This window comes from Massilia sp. H6, assembly GCF_024802625.1.
Classification (GTDB): Bacteria; Pseudomonadota; Gammaproteobacteria; order Burkholderiales; family Burkholderiaceae_D; genus Telluria.
The window spans coordinates 2936497-2962726 of record NZ_CP103371.1 but is presented as its reverse complement, the minus strand read 5'-3'; the positions used below and the strand labels follow the sequence as shown (position 1 = coordinate 2962726).

28 protein-coding genes are annotated in these 26230 nt (G+C 63.1%); 17 read left to right on the top strand and 11 right to left on the bottom strand.

Features of this window, described 5'->3' with window-relative positions; all coding sequences use genetic code 11:
- Nucleotides 1–7: 7 nt before the first annotated feature.
- The 5 genes from dapD to NRS07_RS13210 all read right to left on the bottom strand — a co-directional run bounded on the left by dapD (nucleotide 8) and on the right by NRS07_RS13210 (nucleotide 5563).
- Nucleotides 8–835 (bottom strand): 2,3,4,5-tetrahydropyridine-2,6-dicarboxylate N-succinyltransferase, encoded by an 828-nt coding sequence (dapD, locus tag NRS07_RS13230; protein ID WP_259207616.1) that lies wholly within the window; start codon nucleotides 833–835, stop codon nucleotides 8–10.
- A 48-nt stretch (nucleotides 836–883) separates the two neighbouring features.
- Nucleotides 884–2110 (bottom strand): succinyldiaminopimelate transaminase, encoded by a 1227-nt coding sequence (gene dapC, locus NRS07_RS13225; protein ID WP_259207614.1) that lies wholly within the window; start codon nucleotides 2108–2110, stop codon nucleotides 884–886.
- 138 nt (nucleotides 2111–2248) lie between these two features.
- Complete coding sequence (locus tag NRS07_RS13220; protein ID WP_259207613.1) at nucleotides 2249–3598, bottom strand: diguanylate cyclase; 1350 nt, start codon at nucleotides 3596–3598, stop codon at nucleotides 2249–2251.
- A gap of 188 nt (nucleotides 3599–3786) precedes the next feature.
- On the bottom strand, nucleotides 3787–4980 hold the full coding sequence (locus NRS07_RS13215) for a PLP-dependent aminotransferase family protein (RefSeq protein ID WP_259207610.1): 1194 nt from the start codon (nucleotides 4978–4980) through the stop codon (nucleotides 3787–3789).
- A 121-nt stretch (nucleotides 4981–5101) separates the two neighbouring features.
- On the bottom strand, nucleotides 5102–5563 hold the full coding sequence (locus tag NRS07_RS13210) for a RidA family protein (RefSeq protein WP_259207609.1): 462 nt from the start codon (nucleotides 5561–5563) through the stop codon (nucleotides 5102–5104).
- A 228-nt stretch (nucleotides 5564–5791) separates the two neighbouring features.
- Here NRS07_RS13210 and htpG point away from each other — a divergent pair, with 228 nt between their 5' ends.
- Nucleotides 5792–7711 carry a molecular chaperone HtpG gene (gene htpG, locus NRS07_RS13205; RefSeq protein WP_259207607.1) on the top strand — a complete coding sequence of 640 codons (1920 nt, stop codon included), beginning with the start codon at nucleotides 5792–5794 and terminating at the stop codon, nucleotides 7709–7711.
- A 58-nt stretch (nucleotides 7712–7769) separates the two neighbouring features.
- Here htpG and NRS07_RS13200 read toward each other — a convergent pair whose 3' ends face one another.
- The 4 genes from NRS07_RS13200 to NRS07_RS13185 form a co-directional block, all read right to left on the bottom strand.
- Nucleotides 7770–8744 (bottom strand): IS1595 family transposase, encoded by a 975-nt coding sequence (locus tag NRS07_RS13200; RefSeq protein ID WP_259207605.1) that lies wholly within the window; start codon nucleotides 8742–8744, stop codon nucleotides 7770–7772.
- A 160-nt stretch (nucleotides 8745–8904) separates the two neighbouring features.
- Entirely contained in the window at nucleotides 8905–9303 is a 399-nt protein-coding gene (locus NRS07_RS13195; protein ID WP_259207604.1) for a GFA family protein, read from the bottom strand.
- A complete protein-coding gene (locus NRS07_RS13190) occupies nucleotides 9300–9827 on the bottom strand; it encodes a GNAT family N-acetyltransferase (protein ID WP_259207603.1) in 528 nt (175 codons plus the stop codon). The genes NRS07_RS13195 and NRS07_RS13190 overlap by 4 nt, the downstream gene beginning before the upstream one ends.
- A 13-nt stretch (nucleotides 9828–9840) precedes the next feature.
- Complete coding sequence (locus tag NRS07_RS13185) at nucleotides 9841–10386, bottom strand: alpha/beta hydrolase (protein WP_259207602.1); 546 nt, start codon at nucleotides 10384–10386, stop codon at nucleotides 9841–9843.
- A gap of 183 nt (nucleotides 10387–10569) precedes the next feature.
- Between NRS07_RS13185 and NRS07_RS13180 the strand changes: the two genes are divergently transcribed.
- Entirely contained in the window at nucleotides 10570–10770 is a 201-nt protein-coding gene (locus NRS07_RS13180) for a hypothetical protein (protein WP_259207601.1), read from the top strand.
- 73 nt (nucleotides 10771–10843) lie between these two features.
- On the opposite strand, the gene kynA is transcribed toward NRS07_RS13180, so the two are convergent.
- Nucleotides 10844–11734 carry a tryptophan 2,3-dioxygenase gene (gene kynA, locus NRS07_RS13175; protein WP_259207599.1) on the bottom strand — a complete coding sequence of 297 codons (891 nt, stop codon included), beginning with the start codon at nucleotides 11732–11734 and terminating at the stop codon, nucleotides 10844–10846.
- 10 nt (nucleotides 11735–11744) lie between these two features.
- Nucleotides 11745–13013 (bottom strand): kynureninase, encoded by a 1269-nt coding sequence (gene kynU / locus NRS07_RS13170; protein ID WP_259207598.1) that lies wholly within the window; start codon nucleotides 13011–13013, stop codon nucleotides 11745–11747.
- 582 nt (nucleotides 13014–13595) lie between these two features.
- Here kynU and flhD point away from each other — a divergent pair.
- From flhD to NRS07_RS13095, 15 genes are all read left to right on the top strand, one after another.
- The gene (gene flhD / locus NRS07_RS13165) at nucleotides 13596–13913 is read left to right on the top strand and encodes a flagellar transcriptional regulator FlhD (protein ID WP_171081135.1); all 318 of its coding nucleotides are present in this window, start codon (nucleotides 13596–13598) and stop codon (nucleotides 13911–13913) included.
- 59 nt (nucleotides 13914–13972) lie between these two features.
- Nucleotides 13973–14569: a flagellar transcriptional regulator FlhC gene (flhC, locus tag NRS07_RS13160; RefSeq protein WP_259207590.1), complete on the top strand. Its 597-nt coding sequence runs from the start codon at nucleotides 13973–13975 to the stop codon at nucleotides 14567–14569.
- A 12-nt stretch (nucleotides 14570–14581) separates the two neighbouring features.
- Nucleotides 14582–15325, top strand: a complete 744-nt coding sequence (locus NRS07_RS13155) for a class I SAM-dependent methyltransferase (protein WP_259207587.1) — start codon at nucleotides 14582–14584, stop codon at nucleotides 15323–15325.
- 148 nt (nucleotides 15326–15473) lie between these two features.
- Nucleotides 15474–16328, top strand: coding sequence for a flagellar motor stator protein MotA (gene motA / locus NRS07_RS13150; RefSeq protein ID WP_259207585.1), 855 nt, complete (start codon nucleotides 15474–15476; stop codon nucleotides 16326–16328).
- 46 nt (nucleotides 16329–16374) lie between these two features.
- Complete coding sequence (gene motB / locus NRS07_RS13145; protein ID WP_259207583.1) at nucleotides 16375–17301, top strand: flagellar motor protein MotB; 927 nt, start codon at nucleotides 16375–16377, stop codon at nucleotides 17299–17301.
- A gap of 17 nt (nucleotides 17302–17318) precedes the next feature.
- Complete coding sequence (locus tag NRS07_RS13140) at nucleotides 17319–17867, top strand: chemotaxis protein (RefSeq protein ID WP_259207581.1); 549 nt, start codon at nucleotides 17319–17321, stop codon at nucleotides 17865–17867.
- Nucleotides 17868–17925: 58 nt separating this feature from the next.
- Nucleotides 17926–18291, top strand: a complete 366-nt coding sequence (locus tag NRS07_RS13135; protein ID WP_259207580.1) for a response regulator — start codon at nucleotides 17926–17928, stop codon at nucleotides 18289–18291.
- A 112-nt stretch (nucleotides 18292–18403) separates the two neighbouring features.
- Nucleotides 18404–20593: a chemotaxis protein CheA gene (gene cheA, locus NRS07_RS13130; protein ID WP_259207578.1), complete on the top strand. Its 2190-nt coding sequence runs from the start codon at nucleotides 18404–18406 to the stop codon at nucleotides 20591–20593.
- A gap of 27 nt (nucleotides 20594–20620) precedes the next feature.
- Complete coding sequence (locus tag NRS07_RS13125; RefSeq protein ID WP_259207577.1) at nucleotides 20621–21124, top strand: chemotaxis protein CheW; 504 nt, start codon at nucleotides 20621–20623, stop codon at nucleotides 21122–21124.
- A gap of 73 nt (nucleotides 21125–21197) precedes the next feature.
- Nucleotides 21198–22067, top strand: a complete 870-nt coding sequence (locus NRS07_RS13120; RefSeq protein ID WP_259207575.1) for a CheR family methyltransferase — start codon at nucleotides 21198–21200, stop codon at nucleotides 22065–22067.
- 15 nt (nucleotides 22068–22082) lie between these two features.
- Nucleotides 22083–22676 (top strand): chemoreceptor glutamine deamidase CheD, encoded by a 594-nt coding sequence (gene cheD / locus NRS07_RS13115; protein ID WP_259207574.1) that lies wholly within the window; start codon nucleotides 22083–22085, stop codon nucleotides 22674–22676.
- Nucleotides 22677–22702: 26 nt separating this feature from the next.
- Nucleotides 22703–23767 carry a chemotaxis response regulator protein-glutamate methylesterase gene (locus tag NRS07_RS13110; protein ID WP_259207573.1) on the top strand — a complete coding sequence of 355 codons (1065 nt, stop codon included), beginning with the start codon at nucleotides 22703–22705 and terminating at the stop codon, nucleotides 23765–23767.
- A 154-nt stretch (nucleotides 23768–23921) separates the two neighbouring features.
- Nucleotides 23922–24320, top strand: a complete 399-nt coding sequence (gene cheY, locus NRS07_RS13105) for a chemotaxis response regulator CheY (RefSeq protein WP_259207571.1) — start codon at nucleotides 23922–23924, stop codon at nucleotides 24318–24320.
- Nucleotide 24321: 1 nt separating this feature from the next.
- Nucleotides 24322–24960 carry a protein phosphatase CheZ gene (gene cheZ, locus NRS07_RS13100; RefSeq protein WP_259207569.1) on the top strand — a complete coding sequence of 213 codons (639 nt, stop codon included), beginning with the start codon at nucleotides 24322–24324 and terminating at the stop codon, nucleotides 24958–24960.
- A gap of 56 nt (nucleotides 24961–25016) precedes the next feature.
- Nucleotides 25017–26225 (top strand): EAL and HDOD domain-containing protein, encoded by a 1209-nt coding sequence (locus NRS07_RS13095; RefSeq protein ID WP_259207566.1) that lies wholly within the window; start codon nucleotides 25017–25019, stop codon nucleotides 26223–26225.
- The last annotated feature ends 5 nt before the right edge of the window (nucleotides 26226–26230 follow it).

The following is a 26230-nucleotide window of genomic DNA, read 5'->3' as shown; positions in this document are numbered from 1 at the left end:
GCTGCGTTCAGTCGCCGCGCAGCAGGTCGTTGATCGCGGTCTTCGAGCGCGTCTGCGCATCGACGCGCTTGACGATGACGGCGCAGTACAGGCTGTACTTGCCGTCGCTAGAGGGCAGGCTGCCCGAGACCACCACCGAACCGGAAGGCACGCGGCCGTAGCTCACCTCGCCGGTCTCGCGGTTGTAGATCTTGGTCGACTGGCCGATGTACACGCCCATCGAGATCACCGAGTTCTCTTCGACGATCACGCCTTCGACGATTTCGGAGCGGGCGCCGATGAAGCAGTTGTCTTCGATGATGGTCGGATTGGCCTGCATCGGTTCGAGCACGCCGCCGATGCCGACCCCGCCCGACAGGTGGACGTTCTTGCCGATCTGGGCGCAGGAGCCGACAGTGGCCCAGGTATCGACCATCGCGCCTTCGTCGACGTAGGCGCCGATATTGACGTAGGACGGCATCAGCACCACGTTCTTGCCGATAAAGCTGCCGCGACGGGCAACCGCCGGCGGCACCACGCGGAAGCCGCCCTGGGCGAAGTCTTCGGCGCTGTAGTCGGCGAACTTGGTCGGCACCTTGTCGTAGAACTGCATGCCCCCGCCACCGGCCACCGGCACGTTGTTCTCGAGGCGGAACGACAGCAGCACGGCTTTCTTGATCCACTGGTTCACGACCCAGCTGCCGCTATCTTTCTGCGCCACCCGCAAGGTGCCGGCATCCAGGCCGGCAAGCACGTGGGCGACCGCGTCGCGCACTTCGGCAGAAGCGTTGGACGGGCTGATCTCGGCGCGCTGTTCCCACGCCGTGTCGATGATGGTCTGGAGTTGTTGGGTCATGATGATTTTCAGTGAAGGTGAATCGAAATGCGAAAATGGCGCCGGTGCTCAAGCCAGGCGCTTGCAGAACTCGACAATGCGGTTGGCCGCATCGAGTCCTTCGTCGACGCCGGCGACCAGCGCCATGCGGATACGGTCGCGGCCGGGATTGACGCCGCACGCTTCACGCGCCAAGTAGCTGCCCGGCAGGACCGTGACATTATATTCGGCGTACAGGCGGCTGGCGAAATCGAGGTCGGACAGCCCTGTGCGGCGCACGTCGGCCCACAGGTAAAAGCCCGCATCGGGCAGTTCGACATCCATCACCTGCTGGAGCAGCGGGGTGATCAGCCTGAACTTCTCGCGGTACAGTGCGCGATTTTCCTGCACGTGGTGCTCGTCGTTCCAGGCCGCGATCGAGGCCGCCTGCACGGGAGGCGACATGGCGCCGCCGCTATAGGTGCGGTAGAGCAGGAACTTCTTCAGCACCTGCGGGTCGCCCGCCACAAAGCCCGAGCGCATGCCCGGCACGTTCGAGCGCTTCGACAGACTGGAGAAAACGACCAGGTTGGCATACGGGTGCGCGCCGCGGCTGCGCCCCAGCTGGTGCGCCGCTTCCAGCGCGCCCAGCGGTGGTGTCGCGCCGCAGTAAATCTCGGAATAGCACTCGTCGGCCGCGATCACGAAACCGTGACGGTCGGACAGCGCAAAGAGCTGCTCCCAGTCGTCCAGTCCCAGCACGGCGCCGGTCGGATTGCCCGGCGAGCAGACGTAGAGCAGCTGCACGCGCGGCCAGACAGCATCGGGCACGCTGGCGAAATCGGGCGCGAAATTGCGGCCCGGTTCGGAGTTCACGTAGTACGGCTCGGCGCCGGCCAGGTAGGCCGCGCCTTCGTAGATCTGGTAGAACGGATTGGGACTCATCACCAGCGCGCCGCCGTGTGCGTGGCCGCGCCCTGCCGCCACCACGCACTGGGCGATCGCGAACAGCGCTTCGCGCGAGCCGTTCACCGGCAGCACCATGGTGGCCGGGTCGATCGGGGGGATGCCATAGCGGCGTTCCAGCCAGCTGGCGATTGCCGCGCGCAGCGGTTCGCTCCCGATGGTGCTGGGGTAGCTGGACAGGCCTGCCATCGCATGCATCAGCGCCTTTTCGATCAAGGCGGGTGTCGGATGCTTTGGCTCGCCGATGCCCAGGCTGATCGGGCGATAGGCTGGGTTCGGGGTCGTGCCGGCGAACAGCTGGCGCAGGCGTTCGAACGGGTAGGGATGGAGCTGGTCGAGATGTGGGTTCACGTCGATAACCGGTGGGGGCGCGGGGCGCTGTCGATAGTGCGTCAATTATAGCCCTTGCAAGACAAGCTGGCTGACGCCTGCCCGGGCCGGTCTTGCGGCGCGCCCGCCAGCTGCATACATTCGACAGGCTGGCAGCGGCTAGCGCATCAGCGCCTGGTGCATCGCATCCCATGCATAGCCCGCGCCCAGCGCCAGCACCCTGTTGCGTCCGGCGGCCTTGGCGTCGTACATGGCGCGGTCGGCGGCCAGAAACAGCGAGCCGAGCTCGTCAAAGCTGGTCGGCACCATGGTGGCGGCGCCCACGCTGACGGTGACGACATCGAGGGTGCTCGAGCGCGGGTTCGGCACGCCCAGGCGTTGCACGTCGGCGCGGATCGCCTCGGCCAGCTTGGCAGCGCCCTCCAGCGGGGTTTCGGGCAGCAGCAGCAGGAATTCCTCGCCGCCGTAGCGCGCCGCCAGGTCGGTGGCGCGCAGTGCGTGCCCCTGCAGCGTACTGGCCACGGCCTGCAGGCACTGGTCGCCGGCAGCGTGGCCGAACTGGTCGTTGTAGAGCTTGAAGTGATCGACGTCGATCACCAGCAGCGACAGCGGCCGCGCCGAACGCAGCGCGCGCTGCCATTCCTGCTCGAGACAGGCATCGAAATGACGGCGGTTGGCTATGCCGGTGAGCGGGTCGGCCAGCGCGGCGCGCTGCAGCGCATCGGCCGATTGCTTGTGGTGGGTGATGTCGTGCAGCAGGGCCACCCACAGCTGCTCGCCAGTAGTCAGCGGCGACAGGTTCAGGTCCATGGCGCGCAGGCTGCCATCGGGCTGGTGCAGCAGTACTTCGCGGGTGCCGCGCTGGCGAGGGTGCACGCTGTCGGTGTCGAACCAGGCGGCGACATCGCTGGCGCCAGGCTCGGCCAGCAGCTCTGCCAGCGGGCGGCCAGACAGCTCGAGGTCGGTATGGCCCAGGCAGCGTTCGCTGGCCGGATTCGCATACTGGATGCGGCCGTCCTGGCCGAGCAGCACCAAGCCTTCGTCCATGCCGTCGACGATCATGCGCAGGCGTTTGACCTGCTGCGTATTCGACTGGCTGGCCGAGCGAATCTGCAGCTGGGCCCGGACCCGGGCACAGACTTCGGGCAGGCGCAGCGGCTTGGCAATGTAGTCGGCAGCGCCGCGCTCGAAGCCGGCCACGATGTCATCGGTGTCGGAGCAGGCGCTCACAAAAATTACCGGGATATCGGCGGTGGCGGGGTGGTTCTTGAGGCGGCTGCAGGTTTCCAGGCCATCCAGGCCGGGCAGCATGACGTCGAGCAGGATCAGGTCGGGCTGGACTCGCTCGGCAAGCTCGATGGCGCGCTCGCCGGAAATGGCGACGCAAGTTCGGTAACCTTCGCCGCGCAATATGTCCTGCAGCAGCCCGAGGCTGGCGGGCGCGTCGTCAACGATCAGGATCGCTGCCTGGCGTGCTGGAGCCGGGATTGCGAAGGCAGGATGATTCATGCTGTAAGAGGGTCGAGGCCGGTTTAAATCGAGGGAGATCATACCTCCATCAACTTCAATTGCGGCAACTATCGTTTCTCTGTGAGACAGCACTGTTGCAACACTACAACTAGCAGTTGGCCGGGGCCAGCGACCTGCGGTCGCCATGCGGGCAGCCGAGCCGCCCGCATGGTCGCGGCAGACCCGGCTTACAGCATGTCGGCGATCAGCTTGCCGAGAACGGCGATGCCTTCGCGGATACGCTCCGGCGGCACCGTCACGAAGGACAGGCGCAGCGTGTTGCTGGCCGGGTCGTTGGCGTAGAAGGGCGCGCCCGGCACGAAGGCCACGCGTGCGGCCAGCGACTGGTCGAGCAGCTTCATGGCGTCGATGCTCTTGGGCAGGGTCACCCAGATGAACATGCCGCCCTCGGGCTTGGTCCAGCTTACGCCGGCCGGGAAGTGCTCGGCCATGGCGTCAAGCATGACCTGGCACTGGTCGCCGTAGAGCTGGCGGATGGTCGGGATATGCTGGTCCAGGAAGCCGTCCTTGATCACTTCGTACACCACCATCTGGGTCAGCTGGGCGGTATGCAGGTCGGCCGCCTGCTTGGCCAGCTCGAGGCGGCGTACCAGCGGCAGCGGCGCGCAGACATAGCCCAGGCGGATGCCTGGGGTCAGCACCTTGGAGAACGAGCCCATGTAGATGACGCCGTCCGGGTTCATGGCCACCATCTTCGGCATCGGCTCGCCTTTATAGCTCAGGGCGCCGTATGGATCGTCCTCGATCAGCGGAATGCCGAAGCGGGCGCAGGTCTCGACCAGTTCGTGGCGGCGTTCGAGCGACAGCGAGCGGCCGGTCGGGTTCTGGAAGTTCGGCAGCGAATACAGCATGCGGGCGCCATCGGCCACGGCCGCGATCGACGACGGCACCAGGCCATCGTCGTCGGTGTCGACCGATTTGAATTCTGGACGGTAGACCGAAAAGGCTTGCAGCGCGCCCAGGTAGCTCGGCGTCTCGACCAGCACACGACTGCCTTCATCGACCAGCACCTTGCCCAGCAGGTCGAGTGCCTGCTGCGAGCCCGAGGTCATCAGGATCTGTTCCGGCAGGATGCGGCTGCCTTCCGTGGAGAGCGAGTTCGCGATCCATTCCCGCAAGGGGGCGTAGCCATCGGTCGGTCCATATTGCAGGGCCACTTTGCCGGCTTCGCTCAGCACCTTGTCGTAGGCAGCCTTCATGCGCTCGACCGGGAAAGTGGCTGGCGACGGCAGGCCGCCGGCGAAGGAGGTGATCTCCGGGCGCTGGGTGATTTTCAGGATTTCGCGGATGAACGAGCTTTGCAGCTGCTGCGCGCGCTCCGAAAATTGCCACTGGATAGGATTTGGATTCTCGATTTTCATACTGTTCTCACTGACAGGAAGGGGCCGCACGGTAGTGCCGGGCCATTATAAAGCACGCCGGATAGGCGGCTTCCGGAAGGGCCGGGCCGGATAGGCCCAGCCCGCAAACAAACCTGGCGTGTTACGCGACTTCGACGATCATTTCGATTTCGACGCAGGTCCCACGCGGCAGCGAAGCCACGCCAAAGGCCGAGCGGGCGTGCTTGCCGGCCTCGCCGAACACCTCGCCGATCAGTTCCGAACAGCCGTTGGTAACCAAATGCTGTTCGTTGTATTCCGGGGTGGACGCCACCAGGCTCATGACCTTGACGATGCGCTTGACGCGGCTCAGGTCGCCGCCGACGGCTTCTTGCAGCGTGCCCATCAGGTCAATCGCGACCGAGCGCGCGGCAGCCTGGCCGTCGGCGGTAGTCTTGTCGCGTCCCAGGATGCCAGCGTCCGGCGCGCCGTCCGCTTTCTTGGCGATATGGCCCGACAGGAAGACCAGGTTGCCGGTCTGCACATACATCACGTAAGCGGCGGCCGGGGTGGCCGGCGCGGCCAGGGTGATGTTCAGTTCTTTGAGTTTGTCGTAGACGGACATGGGGTTCCAGATAGCAGTGAATGAAGGCGATATTGTACGTCCAGCCAGGCGCTGCCGACATGCCTGGTGCCGTAATAAGTCGCGGGACCCTGGTCTCGACCCGCAGGTCCGGATAAAATAAATGCAACATTGCCTGGAGCAAACAGGCCTTGAAATGTTCTATGCCATCCCTATATGGCTGCAATCCGTTATTGTCTTTATTCAACCTGAACCACCACGAGGAATACCATGGCCGTCGCCGAAAAAGAAACCCTTGGCTTCCAAGCAGAAGTAAAACAGCTGCTGCAACTGATGATCCACTCCTTGTACTCGAACAAGGAAATCTTTCTGCGCGAACTGATCTCGAACGCCTCCGATGCCGCCGACAAGCTGCGCTTCGAGGCGATCAACAACGACGCCCTGTATGGCAACGATCACGAGCTCAAGATCAAGGTGGCGTTTGACAAGGAAGCGCGCACTATCACGATTTCCGACAACGGCATCGGCATGAGCCGTGACGAAGTGATCTCGCACCTGGGCACCATCGCCAAATCGGGCACCAAGGAATTCTTCTCCAAGCTCTCGGGCGACCAGCAGCACGACGCGGCCCTGATCGGCCAGTTCGGCGTGGGCTTCTACTCGGGCTTCATCGTGGCCGACAAGATCGTCGTCAACACCCGCCGCGCCGGCGTCTTCGCTTCTGAAGGCGTGCGCTGGGAGTCGAGCGGCGAGGGCGACTACAGCATCGAGCCGATCGAAAAAGCCTCGCGCGGCACCGACGTGGTCCTGCACCTGCGCGAGGGCGAAGACGAGCTGCTGTCGGCGTGGAAGCTCAAGGGCATCATCCGCAAGTATTCCGACCATATTTCGCTGCCGATCGTAATGCAGAAAGAAGAATGGGACGAAGAGCAGAAGCAGACGGTGTTGAAGGACGAGTTCGAGACCGTCAACCAGGCCAGCGCGCTGTGGGCCCGTAACCGTTCCGACATCACGGCTGAACAGTACAACGAGTTCTACAAGCACGTCTCGCACGACTTCCAGGAGCCCCTGACCTATACCCATAACCGGGTCGAAGGCCGCAGCGAGTACACCCAGCTGCTGTTCGTGCCGAGCCATGCACCGTTCGACCTGTGGGACCGCAACAAGCGTGCCGGCATCAAGCTTTACGTCAAGCGTGTGTTCATCATGGACGACGCCGAGCAGTTGATGCCGACCTACCTGCGCTTTATCAAGGGCGTGATCGATTCGAGCGACCTGCCGCTGAACGTCTCGCGCGAGATCCTGCAAGAGTCGCGTGACGTCAAGGTGATCCGTGAGGGCTCGACCAAGCGCGTGCTGGGCATGCTCGAAGAAATGGCGAATGCGGACGAACAGGCCGGCCGCGACAAGTACCAGACCTTCTGGAAGGAGTTCGGCCAGGTACTCAAGGAAGGTATCGGCGAAGACGCGACCAACAAGGACCGCATCGCCAAGCTGCTGCGTTTTGCCTCGACCTCGAACGAATCGAGCGAGCAGACGGTGTCGTTTGCCGACTACATCGCCCGCATGAAGGAAGGCCAGGACAAGATCTATTACGTAACGGCCGACAGCTTCAACGCCGCCAAGAACAGTCCGCACCTTGAAATCTTCCGCAAGAAGGGCGTCGAAGTGCTGCTCATGACCGACCGCGTCGACGAGTGGATGCTGTCCTTCCTGAACGATTTTGACGGCAAGGAATTGGTGTCGGTGGCCAAGGGCGGCCTGGATCTCGGCTCGCTGGAAGACGAGGCTGAAAAGAAGGAGCATGCCGAGCTTGAGTCGGGCTACAAGGAGCTGGTCGAGAAGATGAAGGCAACGCTGGGCGACAAGGCCAAGGACGTACGCGTGACGTTCCGCCTGACCGATTCGCCGGCCTGCCTGGTGGCAGACGAGAACGAACTGTCGGGTAACCTGATGCGCATGCTCAAGGCGGCCGGCCAGGACGCGCCGGAGTCCAAGCCCATCCTCGAGATCAATCCGAACCACCCGCTGGTCACGCGCCTGAAATACGAAGATGCGAACGGCGCGCGCTTTGGCGACTGGTCGCACATCCTGTTCGACCAGGCCATGCTGGCCGAAGGCGGCAGCCTGAGCGATCCGGCGGCGTTCGTAAAGCGCCTGAACGACATGTTGCTGGCGACCGCGGTGTAATGCATCGTCAACGCTGCTAGTGCAACCGGGGCTTGGGCCCCGGTTTTTTTTGGCGCTGTCACCGTTGACTATGGATGACTCCGAATGCGATGCGCAGCAAGTGCTCGACGGAAGTGATCCGCCCGCCATCAAGTGCCCAATGCCACCCCAGGTAGTTGGGCAGCCAACGCGAGGCAACCCCGTGGAACCGCGCCAGCCACTGGCGCAAGCGCCGGTGGTAGGCGTTGACGTTCTGGACATGGATCGCGCCCCCCTTACTGAACCGAACCCGCTCGCCGGAGCGCAGGTTGACCGCCTGGTGGGCGATGCCCTGCTGGCGGGCAAACGCACGGTAGGCGGCATGCGAATCGGTGACCAGGAGCGCTTGCGGGGCCAGCTTCGGCAACAGGTGTTGCACGAGTTGGGCTACCTTCAGCGCGCCGCGTCCGGTAACGGCATCGATGGTCTGACCACTGCGGTCGCGCGCGACCAGGATGCAGTCGAGGTGGCGTGAGATACCGGGCAGGCTGGCCCGCCCGCCTCGCTTGCACGGCGGGCGATCAAGTCTGCGCGAGCCTTTTTGCGATTCGAGTAAAAACATTTCGTCGGCTTCAACGATGCCGCCGAGCTGCGCTGGACGGTCATGCTTGACCCGGTCCAGGAAGCGATGACGCCAGCGAAATGCCGTATTGCGATGGACGCCAACCCGCTTGGCGGCGTCGCGCACCGGCCGGGAATCGAGCACGGCGCCGAGGTAGTCGAGCCACTTGCCGCGCAGCCTGAGCCGCGCCAGCGGCGTGCCGCTCAGGTCATTAAACGTGCGCCGGCACTGGCAGCAGCGAAAGCGTTGCAGGTCGTTGGCCTGGCCGTGGCGGTGGTAGCGCTGGCAGCCGCATTCAGGACAGCGCCGCCCTGCGGAACGTATCTGCCCAATCAGGGCGACTGCCCGGTCGAGGCCAGCTGCGGGATGCAGGGCATCGAGCGCCTGCAGCCGCTGGGCCTGGTTGAGCATGGGAAGCTGGGCAAACAGCTTGGCAAACCGTGGCGCTTTCATCTACCACTCCCTATCGAGATCGACAGGGGTTGGACCGCAATTTTGCTCAGCAGTTCAGCTCAGCAGTTCAATGCTCATCCATAGCTAATGGGTACAGCGCCTTTTTTTTCGCCTTTATCTCTCAGCAGCGTGGTCGGAACCTCTGCCCCAGATGAGATGCTCACAGGTGGCGCACCATGGCGGGCGGCGTGATCCAGTTGTCGTTACGGCCGTCGAGATAGCGCACCGGGGCCGCGGCAAGTTCCTCAGGCGAAGCGTTGTCGAGGCAGGCGAGGATGACCGCATAAAATGCTCCCAACAGCGCAGATTCTCCGGTTGAGAAAGTATGGATGCCGCAGTGGCCGCAAAAATAATGGGCGTCGCGGCGCGAGCCATACCGGTATTCGCGCAGCGCCCCCTGGCCGCCATGCAAGCGGAAAGCATCGCCAGACAATTGCGCAGCCCAGAACCGCATCTTGGTGCAGACCGTGCAGTTGCACTTGATCGTGCCGCGTGCAAGATCGATGTCCGCTTCGAATTTCACTGTTCCGCAGTGGCAGCTGCCCTGGTAGGTTTTCATGGCGTCTCCGACCTCCATGCCTGCGCGGTAATGTCATGAACCGCCACCAGCTGCGCATTCCAGGTCTCGATGCCCCTGTAGCGCATGCCCAGCCGTTCCATCACCCGGATCGAATCGCTGTTTTCGGGATTGCAGATTGCCACTAGTAATGGCGCTTCCAGCGCGTCGAAAGCGAATGCAGCCATGCGTCTTGCGGCCTCGCTTGCGTAGCCGCGTCCCCAGCGATCCGGGCGCAGGCGCCAACCGATTTCATGCGCATTGGCCGGATCGTGGCCAAGGTGCTGGATGCAGCCGGCGCCGACCAGTTCGCCGCTTTCCTGCTCGAGGATGCTCCACCACGAATACCCGATGCTGCGCCAGCGTCCCTGCACGCGCTCGATCATGGCCGTCGTTTCTTCAGGTGTTTCGGGCTTGCCGTTGATCAAGCGCATGACTGCCGGATCGGAGTTCAACACGCGCAGGCCGGCGTAGTGCCCAGAACAGACTGGCTCCAGGCGCAGGCGTGCGGTCGTCAGCGTGGTCATGCCGTGTCCCCGTTCACTGCGCAAGCTGGTCGCAGAAATGCTGCAGCAGGCGCTCGCCCTCGGGCCAGGCGCCATGGCCGGATTCGACATTGACGTGGCCGACCTCGCCGAGATTCACCAGCCGGCTGCCCCAGCCCGACGCCAGGGCTTGCGCACGGTCAGGGGTGATATAGGGATCGTTGGCGCTGGCCAGCACCACGCTCGGAAAGGGCAGCGGCGCCATCGGAATCGGTGCGAAGCCGTTGATGGGTGCCGGATAGCTGGGCGCTTCCACATCGCTCGGCGCCACCAGGAAGGCGCCGGCCGCCTTCAGCGGCGAACCGCTCTGCGCCCAGTGCGCCACCAGCAGGCAGCCCAGGCTGTGCGCAACCAGGATCGGGGCGCCCTGGCAGGCAGCGATGGCGGCATCGAGTTCGGCCACCCATTCTTCGCGATCGGGGCAGTTCCAGTCGCGGTGCGCGGCCTTGATCCATTGCGGGTGACGGGCCTGCCACTGGGTTTGCCAGTGTTCGGGACCGGAATTGCACAGGCCTGACAGGATCAGTACATCGCAGTTCATTGCGCCTCCGCTGTTGGACAAAGTGGTATCCGATTGTACGTCGAAAGCCTGGGGGGCAGAGTTCGCTGCACTGGGCTTTCGAGCCGCGTTGCTGCTTGAGGACATTTACAGATCGCCGTAGGCTGCCTATACTAATTGCCAGCATGAAATAAATTACTTTTCACCACCAACCTAGGATCCGCCATGAAAAAGATTGTCCTCGCCATTGTGATCGCCGGCTTCGCTTCAGCAGTCGCGGCCACTCCCGCAAAAAAGCAATGCCTGGCCATTTGCCCGCCGGTAGAGGAGCAGATTGAACAGACCGAGCCATCCTGGCCTGAAGACATGGCACCGATGTGGGCGGAAGAGGTCGCCGCCGATCCATTCGCAGCCCCGCAAGACTGACGCCGGTGCCGGACCGGGAAGCCTGGCTTGCCGGTCCGGCCCAGGCCAGACTCTGCATGAAAACAATTTCCGCTTAAAGCTCTGTTCGCAAGGAAAACAGTTCCGGGAACAGCACCACGTCGAGCATCTTGCGCAGGTAGCTGGCGCCCGAGGTGCCGCCGGTTCCCTGCTTGAAGCCGATGATGCGTTCTACCGTGGTCACATGGCGGAAGCGCCAGAACCGGAAGGCCGTCTCCAGGTCGACCAGTTTCTCGGCCAGCTCATACAGTGCCCAATGGTGCCCGGTGTCCTGGTAGACCCCGAGCCACGCGGCCATGACGCTGGCGTCGGATGCGGTCGGCCGGGTCCAGTCGCCTGCCAGGCGCGCCGGCGCCACCGCGAAGCCGCTGCGCGCCAGCAGCATCACGCATTCGTCGTAGACCGAGGGAGTATGCAGTTCGCGCTCCAGGATGGCGTGCGCCTCGGGGAATTTCTCGTGCACGCCGACCAGGGCCGCATTCTTGTTGCCCAGGATGAACTCGAGCTGACGGTACTGAAAGGACTGGAAGCCCGACGAGGCGCCCAGGTAGGGACGGATCGCGGTGTATTCGGGCGGCGTCATGGTCGCCAGCACGTCCCAGGCATGCACCAGCTGGTCCATGATGCGTGCCACCCGCGCCAGCATCTTGAAGGCCGGCGGCAGATTGTTCTCGCGCAGGTTCTGGCGCACCGCCTGCATCTCGTGCAGCATCAGCTTGATCCACAACTCGCTGGTCTGGTGCTGGATGATGAACAGCATCTCGTTGTGGTTGGGCGAAAGTGGGTGTTGGGCCGACAGGATCTGGTCCAGCCCCAGGTAGTCGCCATAGCTCATCGACTCCTTGAAGTCGAGTTTGGCGCCATGCCATTCGGCGCCCTGGCCTGCATTGCCGTCGTTTCCGGCGCTCAGCGGGCAGCCGGCGCGGGGTTTGGCTTGCTCGTTCATGCCCGCTCCTTCACGTGACTGCGCCGCGCTCGAGCGCCAGGTCGTAGGCCCCGCGCTCGAGGATGTCGCGCAGGATCGCGACCGCATCCCACACATCGGCATACCCCGTGTACAGCGGCGTGAAGCCGAAGCGCATGATTTCCGGCTCGCGGTAGTCGCCGATCACGCCGCGCTCGATCAGTGCCTGCATCACCGCATAGCCGTGCGGATGGGTGAAGCTGACATGGCTGCCGCGCCGCGCATGCTCGCGCGGCGTGACCAGGCCGAGCCGATGGCCGGCACAGGTCGATTCGACCAGGTCGATGAACAGGTCGGTCAGCGCCAGCGATTTCTCGCGGACCGCGGCCATCGAGGTCTGCTCGAACAGCTCCAGCCCGCACTCGACCAGCGCCAGCGACACCACCGGCTGGGTGCCGCACAGCGCCCGGCCGATGCCATCCGCCGGCGCGAAGCCGGGCGCCATTGCAAACGGCCTGGCATGGCTCCACCAGCCGGTCAGCGGGTGGGCAAAGCGCTCCTGGTGGCGTTGCGGCACCCAGATAAAGGCCGGCGCGCCGGGGCCGCCGTTAAGGTATTTATAGGTGCAACCCACCGCGAAGTCGGCCTGCGCCGCGTGCAGGTCGAGCGGTACCGCGCCGGCCGAATGGGCCAGGTCCCAGAGCGCCAGCGCGCCATGCGCATGCGCATGGCGGGTCAGTTGCGCCATGTCGTGCTGGTAGCCGGTGCGGTAGTTGACGTGGGTGAGCATCAGCACCGCGCAGTCGGCATCGATCGCCCCAAACAATTCTTCGGCCGAGTCGACCAGGCGCACGCGGTAGCCGCGCTCGAGCCACTGCGCCAGGCCTTCGGCCATATAGATGTCGGTCGGGAAATTACTGCGCTCGGTAACGATGGTGCGGCGCGCTGCACCGGGGCCGTTCGCCTGCAGGCGCAGCGCGGCGGCCAGCGCCTTGAACAGGTTGAGCGAGGTGGTGTCGGTGACGACGACTTCGCCATCGAGCGCGCCAATCAGCGGCGCCAGCCGGTTGCCAAGGCGCTTGGGCAGGTCGAACCAGCCGGCCGAGTTCCAGCTCTTGATCAGGTCATTGCCCCATTCCCGCGCCACCACGTCCTGGGCGCGCTGCAGGGTCGCTCGCGGGCGGGCGCCGAGCGAATTGCCGTCGAGGTAGACAACGCCCGGCGGCAGCTCGAAGCAGTCGCGCAGCGCGCGCAGCGGGTCGCGTTCGTCGCGCGCCACGCAGGCATCGCGGGTAACAGGCGTGGAACAGTCAAGGCGCATGCAAAGGCTTTCGGTAGGCGTGGTTAAGCCCCGCAGTGTAGCAAGAACCTGCCGTCCCCGCCCGGCTTTGTTGGTTCAAAGATAACGTTTATGCAGAAGCCGAAATAGTTTGAAAATTTTTTTCAAACAAGCCTCAAGTTTCCGAAAGACCTGCCGTTACCCTGATCAGAAGCGCGGTAATGGGGCTGGAAAAATATTTTCAACAAACCCTCAAGTTCCTGTAGGGCGCTCCGTTAAAGAAGAGAAGTGTGGGTAGTTGCAGGTGTTGAAAAATATTTTGCGAAAACCCTCAAGTTCTCGAAAAGCTTGACGTAAATCGTAGCAAGCGCACGACAGCGACCGTTCAGTCGCACGAAATTTAGCCCCGGATTTCTGATCCGAGGCAACTCCTCCAGCCCCTGTTTTCATAGGGGCAACATAGTGATCCGGCAGGGTTTGTCAGACAAACTCCTACGGGTCATGTCCGTCATTATCGGACGCAAAATACAGACTCCGTCCAATTCCTCAAAAGTTGCTCCACGGTCAGAATCTATCTCATCGGCAACACGCAAGTCGCCGACATAACGGATACCGGAGATAAAAATGACGATGAACGACATGATGGCTGAAATTCGCGACGCAAACCTGAGCTACCTGATGCTTGCGCAGCAGATGATCCGTGCCGACAAAGTCACCGCCATCTTCCGTCTCGGCGTCTCGGCCGACATCGCTGACCTGATCGAAGGCATGAGCAATGCCCAGATCCTGAAGCTTGCTGGCGGCAACATGATGCTGGCCCGCTTCCGTTTCGACGACACCGCCATCCTGTCGATGTTGACCAGCCACACCAAGGACCGCAGCCTGGCCCAGTCGCACGCAGCCATCCTGATGGCCGGCCAGCCAGCTGAAGAGATCGTATAATCCCGCTCATGCGGTCCCGCCGGGGCCGCCATGCAGGTAGCGCGTAAGCGGGAGCAGCAATGAGCAAGAAAAGCGTCGTATCCGAAGCGCAGGAAATCGGGCTCGCCATCGAGCTTATCAACCTGGGCGCGCGCCTCCAGTTGCTCGAAACCGAAGTCTCCCTCTCCCGCGAGCGCCTGCTCAAGCTCTACAAAGAGCTCAAGGGCGTGTCTCCGCCCAAGGGCATGCTGCCGTTTTCCACGGACTGGTTCCTGACCTGGCAGCCGAATATCCATTCCTCGCTGTTCATTAATATCCATAACTTCCTGGTCGAGCACGCTGGTGCTAGCGGCATCCAGGCGGTCATGAAAGCCTACAAGCTCTACCTCGAACAAATGCCGCCCGAGCCAGGCGAAGAGCCGCTGCTGTCGCTCACGCGGGCCTGGACGCTGGTGCGCTTCTTCCAGAGCGGCATGCTGGTGCTGGCCCCGTGCGGCAAATGCCAGGGCAAGTTCATTGTCAACGCACTGGACTTGAATGCCGACTACCAGTGCGGCCTGTGCCACATGCCTTCGCGCGCCGGCAAGACGCGCAAGGCCAAGGACGCCAAGGACGCCAGGGACGCCAGGGATGCCAAGGACGCGCAGGATGCCAGGGATGCCGCCGCGGGTCTGTAGGGCGATCCGCGCGTGAAGCCCGCCGTTGCGGCGCTGCTGCTGCAGCTGGCAGCCTTTCCCCTGACGCTGGCAAGCGTCTACCTGCTCGCCAGCGCCGGCCTGCCCATGTCCTATCTGGTAGTTGCCATCGTGCAGGGCGCGATTGCCGCCGGCCTGACCTGGTGGCGCGCACTGGCCAGTTGGTGGCGAGCGATCCAGCTGCTGTTTCCGCTGGCGCTGCTGGGCACGGCCCAGCTGGCGATCCCGCCGGCCGTTTTCCTCGCCATCTTCTTGTTCCTGCTGCTGCTCTACTGGTCCACTTACCGGACCCAGGTGCCGTATTACCCTTCAAGCCGGCGCGTGTGGGATGCGGTGGCAGGCCTGCTGCCGCCCTCCGGGCCGGTGCGCGTGATCGACATCGGCAGTGGCCTGGGAGGCCTGGTGCTGGATCTGCAGGCGCGCCGGCCCGGCGTCGAGGCCAGCGGCATCGAGCTGGCGCCGCTGCCCTGGTTCATCAGCCGCATGCGGGCGCTGGCCGCCGGCAGCCGCGCCCGGTTCATGCGCGGCGACTACGAACGCCTCGACTTTTCCCGCTTCGATGTGATCTTTGCCTACTTGTCTCCGGCCGCCATGCCGGCATTGTGGCGCAAGGCCGCGCGCGAGCTGCGGCCGGGCGCGATCCTGCTCAGTTACGAATTCGGCATCGACGATCGCGTGCCGAACCGTACCGTCTATCCCACAGAGGGCGGCCCAGCCCTGCATATCTGGCACTTTTAGACGACAAACGGGGCCTTTTTGCTTGCCCGGGGAGCGTTCTCCCGCTAGAGTGGTTCCCTGCGTCAACTTTGCTTGAAATCACTTTTTTTAGATTTACTTGTTTGCGTCGGCCGGTCACTATGTGCGGCGACTCTGGAGCGAATTTCCCTTGCTAGTCCTTCTCGGTTACCTCATCGTCTGTGCCTGCGTCTTTGGCGGCTTCGCCCTGGCCGGCGGCCACCTTGCCTCGCTGTGGCAGCCGATCGAGCTCTTGATGATCGGCGGCGCCGCCTTCGGCGCCTTCTTCGTTGGCAATACCATGAAGAACATCAAGGCGACCGTCAAGGCGTTCCCGAGCATCTTCAAGGGTTCGCACTACACGCGTGCGATGTACATGGAGCTGATGGCGCTGCAATTCGACGTACTGTCAAAAGTGCGCAAGGAAGGCCTGATGTCGATCGAAGGCGACATCGAGGCGCCCGACGCCTCGCCGCTGTTCTCGAAATACCCGGCCGTGGTGGCCGACCACCACATCATCGAATTCATGACCGACTACCTGCGCCTGATGGTCTCGGGGAACATGGACGCGATGCAGATCGAAAACCTGATGGACAACGAAATCGAGACCCACCACCACGAGGGCGCGATCCCGGCCCACGTGATCGCCAAGATCGGCGACGGATTGCCGGCCTTCGGTATCGTGGCGGCGGTGATGGGCGTGGTCCACACGATGGAATCGGTGGGCCTGCCGCCGGCCGAACTGGGGATCCTGATCGCCAAGGCGCTGGTTGGCACCTTCCTCGGCATCTTGCTCGCTTATGCTTTCGTCAGCCCGCTGGGCAATATCCTGGAGCAAAAGCTGGAAGAATCGACCAAGATGTTCCAGTGCGTGAAAGTGACGCTGCTGGCGAGCCTGAACGGCTATGCGCCGGCGCTGGCCGTGGAGTTTGGCCGCAAGGTCCTGTACTCGACCGAGCGCCCGACCTTCGCCGAGCTCGAAGAACACATCAAGAAGAAGAAGTAAGCCGCAATGCCTGTCCTCGCCACCTACCTGAAGACGGGAGCGTGCCATGGCCGATGAAGGCATGCGCCCGATCGTCGTCAAGCGCATCAAGAAGGTCGCCGCCGGCCACCATGGCGGCGCCTGGAAGATTGCCTACGCCGACTTCGTGACCGCGATGATGGCCTTCTTTCTGCTCATGTGGCTGCTCGGCTCGACCGCCAAGGGCGACCTGCAGGGCATCTCGGAATATTTTTCGACTCCGCTCAAGGTGGCGATGGCCGGCGGCTCCGGTTCGGGCGACTCGTCGTCGGTGATCAAGGGCGGCGGCACCGACCTGACCCGGCGCAATGGCCAGGTAAAAAAGGGCGACATCGACCCGAGTTCGAAAACCTATAACCTCGAAGCGGCGAAAGCGGCGGTGGCGCGCGCCGAAGCCGAGCGCCTGGAGTCGCTCAAGGCCAAGATCGAGTCGGTCATCGAAGTCAATCCGCTGCTCAAGAAATACAAGAACCAGATGCTGCTCGACATTACCAGCGAGGGCCTGCGCATCCAGATCGTGGACGAGCAGAACCGCCCGATGTTCGCGCTGGCCAAGGCCGAGGTGCAGCCCTACACGCGCGAAATCCTGAACGTGCTTGGGCTCGTGCTCAATGAAGTGCCGAACAAGATCGGTCTGTCGGGACACACCGATTCGACCCCGTATTTCAGCGACGCCGGCTACAGCAACTGGGAGTTGTCGGCAGACCGCGCCAACGCCTCGCGCCGCGAACTGGTACGCGGCGGCCTGGCCGACGCCAAGGTGCTGCGCGTGGTGGGCCTGGCCGCGGCCGCCCACCTCGACCGCGCCGACCCGTTCAATCCGATCAACCGGCGCATCAGCATCATCGTGATGAACAAGCGCACCGAAGAAGCCGTCCAGCGCGACAATGCCACCCTCGAGGTACCCGCGCAACAACCCGCAGCCCTGGCGACCGGCCAGGCGGTCACGAACTAGCGGGCCAGGAGAATGACATGACAAGAAAAAAGATACTCGGATCGCACGTGAAGCGCCTGCTGTCGGGCGTGGCCGTGCACGGTCGCAGGCACCTGACCGAAGTCGAAACCGACTTGCTGCAGACCGAACTGCTGCTGGAAGAAGCCATCGACAAGCTCACCAGCAGCTTCATGGCGATCCACACGGCGGTCGGCACGCGCCAGGAAGCGATCAACCGCCTGCTGGCGGGCGGCACGCCGAGCGCGGAGGACAGCGCCCACCTGTCCGACATGTCGGGCGAGATCGGCCAGCATGTGAACACCGCGATCACCAGCATGCAGTTCCAGGACATGACCAGCCAGCTGATCGACCGCACGCTGCGACGCGTGGCCGGCCTGCGCGAATTTCTCGGCACACTGAGCGAGCATGGCGCCGACATCGCGCCCGAGACGGATGGCGAAGAAATCGTCGAACGCCTCGGCAAGGTCAGCATGGCACTGGCGATCCAGTCGCTCGAACTGCGCAGCATGCTGCGCAAGTCGGTCGACCAGCAGCATCTCGAAAGCGGGGACATCGAACTCTTCTGAGTGCGGTGACCACAAACCCTATAACCGGTTCTCCGGACATAAAACAGCAGGAGCAAAAATGGCAAAAACGATACTCGCGGTCGACGATTCCAGTTCGCTGCGCCAGATGGTGGCGTTCAGCCTCAAGGCCGCTGGCTATAACGTGGTGGAAGCAGTCGATGGCCAGGATGGCCTCGACAAGGCCAAGCTGCAAAACGTGGACCTGGTCCTGACCGACCAGAACATGCCGCGCATGGATGGACTGGCATTGATCAAGACCCTGCGCACCTTGCCGGGCTATGCCAAGACCCCGATCCTGATGCTCACTACCGAATCATCCGACGAGATGAAGGCCAAGGGCCGCGCCGCCGGCGCCAATGGCTGGCTGGTCAAGCCTTTCGATCCACAGCGCCTGATCGAAGTCGTCAAGAAAGTCATCGGCTAATGGGCGCACCGAAGAACCTGCTGCGCTTCTCGAGCACAACTGCTTGCGCTCGCGACGGTTTTTCGATGCACCCGGTTGCGATGACGCACTGGGTTACACAAAGGATTGCATCATGACGATCGACATCAGCCAGTTTTACCAGGTCTTTTTCGACGAGGCAGAAGAACTGCTCGCCGAGATGGAGCGGCTGCTGCTGGGCGTCGATGTCGCCGCGCCCGATCCGGAAGACCTGAATGCGGTCTTTCGCACGGCGCATTCGGTCAAGGGCGGCGCATCGACCTTCGGCTTGACCGACATGAGCGAGGTCACCCACGTACTCGAGTCGCTGCTGGACCGCATCCGCAAGGGCGAGATGGCGCTGACCTCGAATCACGTGGACGCGTTCCTGGCGGCCAAGGACACCCTCAAGATGCTGCTCGACGGTCACCGCCACGGCGCGCCAGTCGACCAGGAAGCCGTGGCCAATGTGCGGATGGTGCTGCACGACCTGGCCGAGGGTCTGGTGCCGCAGGCGCCCGTGGTGGTGCCGTCCTACCTGACCGCCGAAGTCAAGACGCATCACCCGCTCGACGGCGCGCACCGCTACAAGATCGAGCTGCCGCCGGTTGACCAGCGCGACATCTGCGCGCTGGTCGATGAACTCGGCTTGATGGGCCGCGTGAAGGTCGTGCCGCTCGAAGGCGGGCGTAGCGCCATTATCATTACCACCCAGGAGAGCCTGGACGATATCATCGCGATCTGCTCGTTCGTGCTCGACCCCGACGACCTGAAGATCTTTGAGGCCCCGGCGCTGACGCCGGCGCAGCGTGCGATCGAGGCAGCCGAACGCGCGCGTATCGAGAACGATCAGGGCTATGGCTTTTTCGACGCCGACGACGACGCATCGGGCACCAGCGGCGGCGACCTGTCCGACGACGAGCGCGGCTATGGTTTCTTCCAGCCGATCGAGCAAATCCGCGCAGCAGCGGGCATTGTCGACGAAGCGCCACCTGCGCTGGCGGCATCAATGCACCGCGAGCGGATCGAAGCGTCCGAACTGGCGGCCGAAGGCTCCACCGAGCTGGCAACCGAGCTGGCGCAGGAAAAGAAGGCCGCGCGCAAGGATCCTGGCGCCGAATCCTCGTCGATCCGGGTCTCGGTCGAGAAGGTCGACCAGCTGATCAACCTGATTGGCGAACTGGTGATTACCAACGCCATGCTCGAGCAGCGCACCAGCAACCTGGACCCGATGGCCAACGAGCGGCTGCTCAATTCGATCAGCCAGCTGGGACGCAATACCCGCGAGCTGCAAGAAGCCGTGATGTCGATCCGCATGATGCCGATGGATTTCGTGTTTTCGCGCTTTCCGCGCATGGTGCGCGACCTGGCGACCAAGCTTGGCAAGAAAGTCGATTTCATCACCAACGGCGCCGCCACGGAACTGGACAAGGGCCTGATCGAGCGCATCGTCGACCCGCTGACCCACCTGGTACGCAACAGTATCGATCACGGCATCGAAATGCCGGCCGCGCGCGCCGCAGCCGGCAAATCGGAAGCAGGGCGTTTGTTCCTGTCGGCGGGCCACCAGGGCGGCAACATCGTCATCGAGGTGGCCGACGATGGCGGTGGCCTGAACCGCGAGCGGATCCTGGCCAAGGCGCTGGAAAATGGACTGGCAGTTTCCGACAACATGAGCGATTCGGATGTCTGGCAGCTGATTTTCGCGCCCGGCTTCTCCACAGCCGAACAGGTCACCGATGTTTCGGGGCGCGGCGTCGGCATGGACGTCGTCAAGCGCAACATCATGGCGATGGGCGGCACGGTAGAGATTCGTTCGGCGCGTGGCTTCGGCACCACGATCTCGATCTCGCTGCCGCTGACGCTGGCGATCCTGGACGGCATGTCGATCCGCAGCGGCGACGAAGTCTACATCCTGCCGCTGTCCTTCGTGGTCGAGTCGCTGCAGCCGGCGCCGGAAGACATCCGCGAGATCGCCGGGCGCGGCACCGTGCTCAAGGTGCGCGGCGAATACCTGCCCCTGATTCCGCTGTACCAGATGTTCGAGATCGCCGCGCGCAACACCAATCCGTCCGAAGGCATCGTCGTCATCCTCGAGACCGAAGGAAAGAAGGCGGCGCTGTTTGTCGACGAACTCGTTGGCCAGCAGCAGGTGGTGGTAAAGAACCTGGAAGCGAATTACCGCAAGGTAGCTGGCATTTCGGGCGCCACCATCCTTGGCGACGGCGGCGTCGCCCTGATCCTGGACGTGGCTGCACTGGTGCGTTCGTCGCGCCAACTGCTCGACGGCGCCGCAGTTTTTTAATAACCAATTACTTCAAGAGGACGAAACATGTCTACCGAACAGAACACCCGGATGGCTGACGGCGCCGCGCACGACGGCGCAGGCAGCGAGTTCCTGGCCTTCACCCTCGGCTCCGAGGAATACGGCATCGACATCCTGAAGGTGCAGGAGATCCGCGGCTACGAAGCGGTCACCCGCATCGCCAACGCCCCCGAATTCATCAAGGGCGTGATCAACCTGCGCGGCATCATCATTCCGGTTGTGGACATGCGCATCAAGTTCAAGCTCGGCACGCCGGTCTATGACCAGTTCACCGTCGTGATCATTCTGAACATTGGCGGGCGCATCATGGGTATGGTGGTCGACAGCGTCTCGGACGTGACCACGCTTACCCCCGACCAGATCAAGCCGGCCCCGGAAATGGGCAGCGCCTTCAATTCGGACTACATGATTGGCCTCGGTACGGTAGATGAGCGGATGCTGATCCTGGTCGATATCGACAAGCTGATGTCGTCGGGCGAGATGGGTTTGATGGACAAACTCGCTGCTTGATCGGAGGGTGTTGGCACGAGCAGCAAAACGAATCGCCCGACTCACCGGGCACACAGCATGAAGAGGCAAGCACGTGCCGCAGCAAAAAACCGATACGGTCAAGGAATTCGACTTCACCAAGAATGATTTCGAACGGGTCCGCGCGCTGATTTATCAGCGCGCCGGCATCTCGCTGGCCGACAGCAAGCAGGAAATGGTGTACAGCCGCCTGGCGCGGCGCTTGCGCGCGACCGGCATCCAGTCGTTCGTGCGTTACCTCGACGACCTGGAAGCAGGGCGCATGGGCGCCGAGTGGGAGGCGTTCACCAATGCGCTCACCACCAATCTGACCTCGTTCTTCCGCGAATCGCACCATTTTCCGCTGCTGGCCGAGCATCTGGTGGCGCTCAGGCGCAGGCAGGGAAGTGGCGCGCCGCTGACGATCTGGTGCTCGGCCGCGTCCACCGGCGAAGAGCCCTATTCGATCGCGATGACGGCCTGCGAAGCGTTCGACACGCTCACGCCGCCAGTGCAGATCATCGCCACCGACATCGATACCAACGTGCTGGCCACCGGCGCTACCGGGGTCTATCCAATGGAGCGCACCGAGAAGCTGGACGCGGCGCGCCTGAAGCGCTTCTTCATGCGCGGCAAGGGCGGCAACGAAGGCATGGCGCGCGTGCGCCCGGAGCTGCGCCAACTGGTCAACTTCCGCCAGCTCAATTTGCTGGCCGACGGCTGGCCGCTCGAAGGGCAGTTCGATGCGATCTTCTGTCGCAACGTGATGATCTACTTCGACAAGGACACCCAGCGCAGGATCCTGGCGCGCTTCGTGCCGCTGATGAAGCCGCACGCGCTGCTGTTCGCTGGCCATTCCGAGAATTTCCTGTACGTGTCGGACTCGCTGCGCTTGCGCGGCAAGACCGTGTACGAGCTTGATCCCGCCCTGCGCGCAGCCCGTTAGCATTGGTAGCGAACCATGAATAACCAGTTTGCCACCAACGTCTACTACGACCGCACCTTCGACTGCGACGCGGCCAAGATCCTCCCGGGCGAGTACTACTACACCGGCAAGAACATGCTGATCGTGACCGTGCTCGGTTCCTGCGTGTCGGCCTGCATCCGCGATCGCGTCACCGGTCTGGGCGGCATGAATCACTTCATGCTGCCCGACAGCGGCGACGTCAACAACCCGGTTTCCGCCTCGATGCGCTACGGGACCTTCGCGATGGAGATCTTGATCAACGACCTGCTCAAGGCCGGCGCGCGGCGCGACAACCTGGAAGCGAAGGTGTTCGGCGGCGGCGCGGTGCTGCGCGGCTTCACGGCGATGAACGTGGGCGAGCGCAATGCGGCCTTCGTCATGAGCTTTCTGAAGACCGAGCGCATCCCGGTGCTGGCCGAAGACCTGAACGACATCTATCCACGCAAGGTGTACTTCTTCCCGAAGACCGGAAAGGTACTGGTGAAAAAGCTCATGCAAACCCAAAACGATACGCTGGCCAAGCGCGAACTCGACTACGCCAAACGGCTCAAGGTCGAGCCGGTGGGCGGCGCCATCGACCTGTTCTGATCGCATTGACCTCTTTAGGACGACCCATGACAATCAAGGTACTGATCGTCGACGACTCTGCGCTGATCCGTAGCGTGATGAGCGAAATCGTCAACTCCCAGCCCGATATGGAAGTGGTGGCGACCGCCCCCGACCCCCTGGTGGCGCGCGACCTGATCAAGCGCCACAACCCGGACGTGCTCACCCTCGACGTCGAGATGCCGAAGATGGATGGCCTCGACTTTCTGGAAAAACTGATGCGCCTGCGGCCGATGCCGGTGCTGATGGTGTCGTCGCTGACCGAACGCGGTTCGGAAATCACCATGCGCGCGCTGGAACTCGGTGCGGTGGACTTCGTGACCAAGCCGAAGATTTCGATCCAGACCGGCATGCGCGAGTACACCGAGCTGATCGCCGACAAGATCCGGGCCGTCTCGCGCGCCCGGGTCAAGGCGCGCACCTTGCAGCCGGCCGCCGCCACGGGGCCCTTGTCGGCGCTGCGCAGCCCCTTGATTTCGTCGGAAAAGCTGATCATTATCGGGGCCTCCACAGGTGGCACCGAGGCGATCCGCGAATTCCTGATGCAGATGCCATCGGACTGTCCGGGCATCCTGATTGCCCAGCACATGCCGGAAGGCTTTACCAGTTCCTTCGCCAAGCGCCTCGATTCGCTATGCAAAATCAGCGTGTGCGAGTCGCAGGGCAACGAGCGCGTGCTGCCCGGCCATGCCTATATCGCCCCGGGCCATTCGCACCTGCTGCTGGCCCGATCCGGCGCCAACTACATGACCAGGCTCGACCAGGGCCCGGCGGTCAACCGCCACCGTCCCTCGGTGGACGTGTTGTTCCGCAGTGCGGCCGAAGCCGCAGGCAAGAATGCCGTTGGTGTTATCCTGACCGGCATGGGCAAGGACGGCGCCGCGGGAATGCTGGACATGCGCGCTGCGGGAGCGCAGAATTTTGCCCAGGACGAGGCGAGCTGCGTTGTTTTTGGCATGCCGCGCGAGGCGATTGCACTCGGCGCAGCCCACGAAATTGGTCCGTTGCAGCAGTTGCCGCGCATGGTGCTTGACCATCTGGCGTCGCAAGGCAGCCGGGCGTTGCGTGTTTGATGCGGATGCAGGTCGTTTGTTCCCATTTTATCGCCGTATGGCAACAAAAATGCTATTCTTGAGGCTGCTTGAGGCTGTTCTATCGAGGCTGCTCCATTGAGCCTGGCACGGCGCCCACCATTTAACCAAAGTAGAAGATTCAACGGAGTAATTTATGGCTGATCCAAAGATGCGTTTTCTGGTTGTAGACGATTTCTCGACGATGCGCCGCATCGTCCGGAATCTGTTGAAAGAATTAGGATATGCCAACGTTGACGAGGCCGAAGACGGCGTCATGGGCCTGGCCAAGCTGCGCAGCGAACAGTTCGACTTCGTCGTGTCGGACTGGAACATGCCCAACATGGATGGCCTGACCATGCTGCAGAACATTCGTGCCGATCCCGCGCTGGCCAAGCTGCCAGTGCTGATGGTGACGGCCGAAGCCAAGAAGGAAAACATCATCGCCGCGGCCCAGGCCGGCGCCAGCGGTTATGTGGTCAAGCCGTTCACGGCAGCCACGCTGGACGAAAAGCTGAACAAGATCTTCGAAAAAATGGACAAGGCCGGAGCCTGACATGATTGAGCAGACTGTCGACCTGGCCCCGGTGTCGAACGAAGATGTCCTGAGCCGGATCGGGCACATGACGCGCTCGTTGCACGAGAGCCTGCGCGGACTGGGCCTGGACAAGCTGATCGAGAAGGCCGCGAGCGATATTCCCGACGCCCGCGATCGCCTTGACTACGTCGCGCGTCTCTCGGAACAAGCCGCCAAAAAGGTGCTGGACGCGACCGATGCCGCCGGCCCGGTGCAGGATGCAATTGAAACGCGCTCTAGCGAGTTGTCCGCTTCGTGGCAGGCCCTGCTCGATAACGGCGCCTCGGAAGCGCAGTGGCGCGCGCTGGCCCAGCGCACGATCACCGGGCTCGACGAATCGCGTGTGGGGGCGGCCGCGACCCGGGGCCAGCTGATGGACATCATGATGGCCCAGGATTTCCAGGACCTGACCGGGCAGGTGATCGGCCGCATCACCGGCATTGCACAGAACCTCGAAAAGCAGTTGGTGCAGGTGCTGATCGACTTTGCGCCGAGTGAAATCAAGCGCGAACTCGACAACGGCCTGCTCAACGGTCCGCAGATCAATCCGGAAGGCAAGAACGAGGTCGTGGCTGACCAGGGCCAGGTCGACGACCTGCTCGACAGCCTCGGTTTCTGACGCGCGCCGGGCCACGGCTTGCCGCCGGCCCGTTTCAGGCCCCCTTACGCGCCAACATGCACCAGACCAACTTCATCGTCCGTGAACCGCTGCTCGACCCCAAGCAGCGGGTGATAGGCTACGAACTGTCGTGGCAAAGCAATGACGGCAGGGTCGCGACCGCCCAGGAACTCGAAGACCTGGTCGGCATTGTCGCCCAGCACGTGGTACACGCCGAACAGGGCTGGTTATTGCGCGACAAGATCCTGTTCCTCGACGCGGTTCCCGAAATGCTTTCGCTCGACGCGCTGCATGCGCTGCCGCCGGAGCACACGGTCCTGACCCTGAATATTCGCAAGCTGACCGATCCCGACGTGCGCTCGGCGGTGGCGGCGGTGCGTGTCGGCGGCGTGGGTGTGTCGATCCGCGGGGCCGACATCGCCTTGCTGGGTCGCAACCTGTCACCGTACGCTTCTTACCTCGAAGTCCAGTTCACTGGCATCGACGTGGTCGCGCAGGCACGCACCTATGCGGCCGCCAAGCATGCCGCAATGCGCATGGTAGGCCGGCCAGTGGCAAGCTGGGCCGATTTCGACGCCTGCGCTGCGCTTGGCCTGGATGCCTTCGTGGGCAAGCTGCACCTGACGCCGCGTCCCGGCAACCCGGTCAAGGGCATGAATGCGACCCAGAGCACGATCTTGCAGCTGATGCAGATGGTGCAGAACAACGATGACGTGCCGAAGATCGAAAACGTGCTCAAGCGCGATCCTGCACTCACCTACAAGCTACTGAAATTTATTAACTCGGCCGGCTTCGGTGCTGCGCGCGAGGTGCAGTCGCTGCGCCAGGCGATTGCGCTGATGGGCTATGCGCCGCTGTACCGCTGGCTGGTGCTGCTGCTGGCCACGGCCAGCCAGAGCGGCTATTCGCCGGTACTGATGGAAACGGCGGTGATCCGCGGCCGTCTGGCCGAACTGCTGGGTGAAAAGAAGCTGGCGCGCGGGGAAGGAGAGAACCTGTTTGTCGCCGGCATGTTCTCGCTGCTCGACCGCCTGCTTGGCTTGCCGATGCAGGAAGTACTCGAGACAGTGCCGCTGCCGGAAGAGGTAGTCAAGGCGCTGCTGGGTCGCAACGGCATCTACGGCCCCTACCTGGCGCTGGCCGAGGCTTGCGAGCTCAGTTCCAGCCTGGTGTCGTCGCTGGCGGCCTCGCTCGACATCAGCCCGCTCGACGTCAACAAGGCGCACTTGTCGGCGCTGGCGTGGGCCCAGAGCGTCGCGGCTTGACGCCC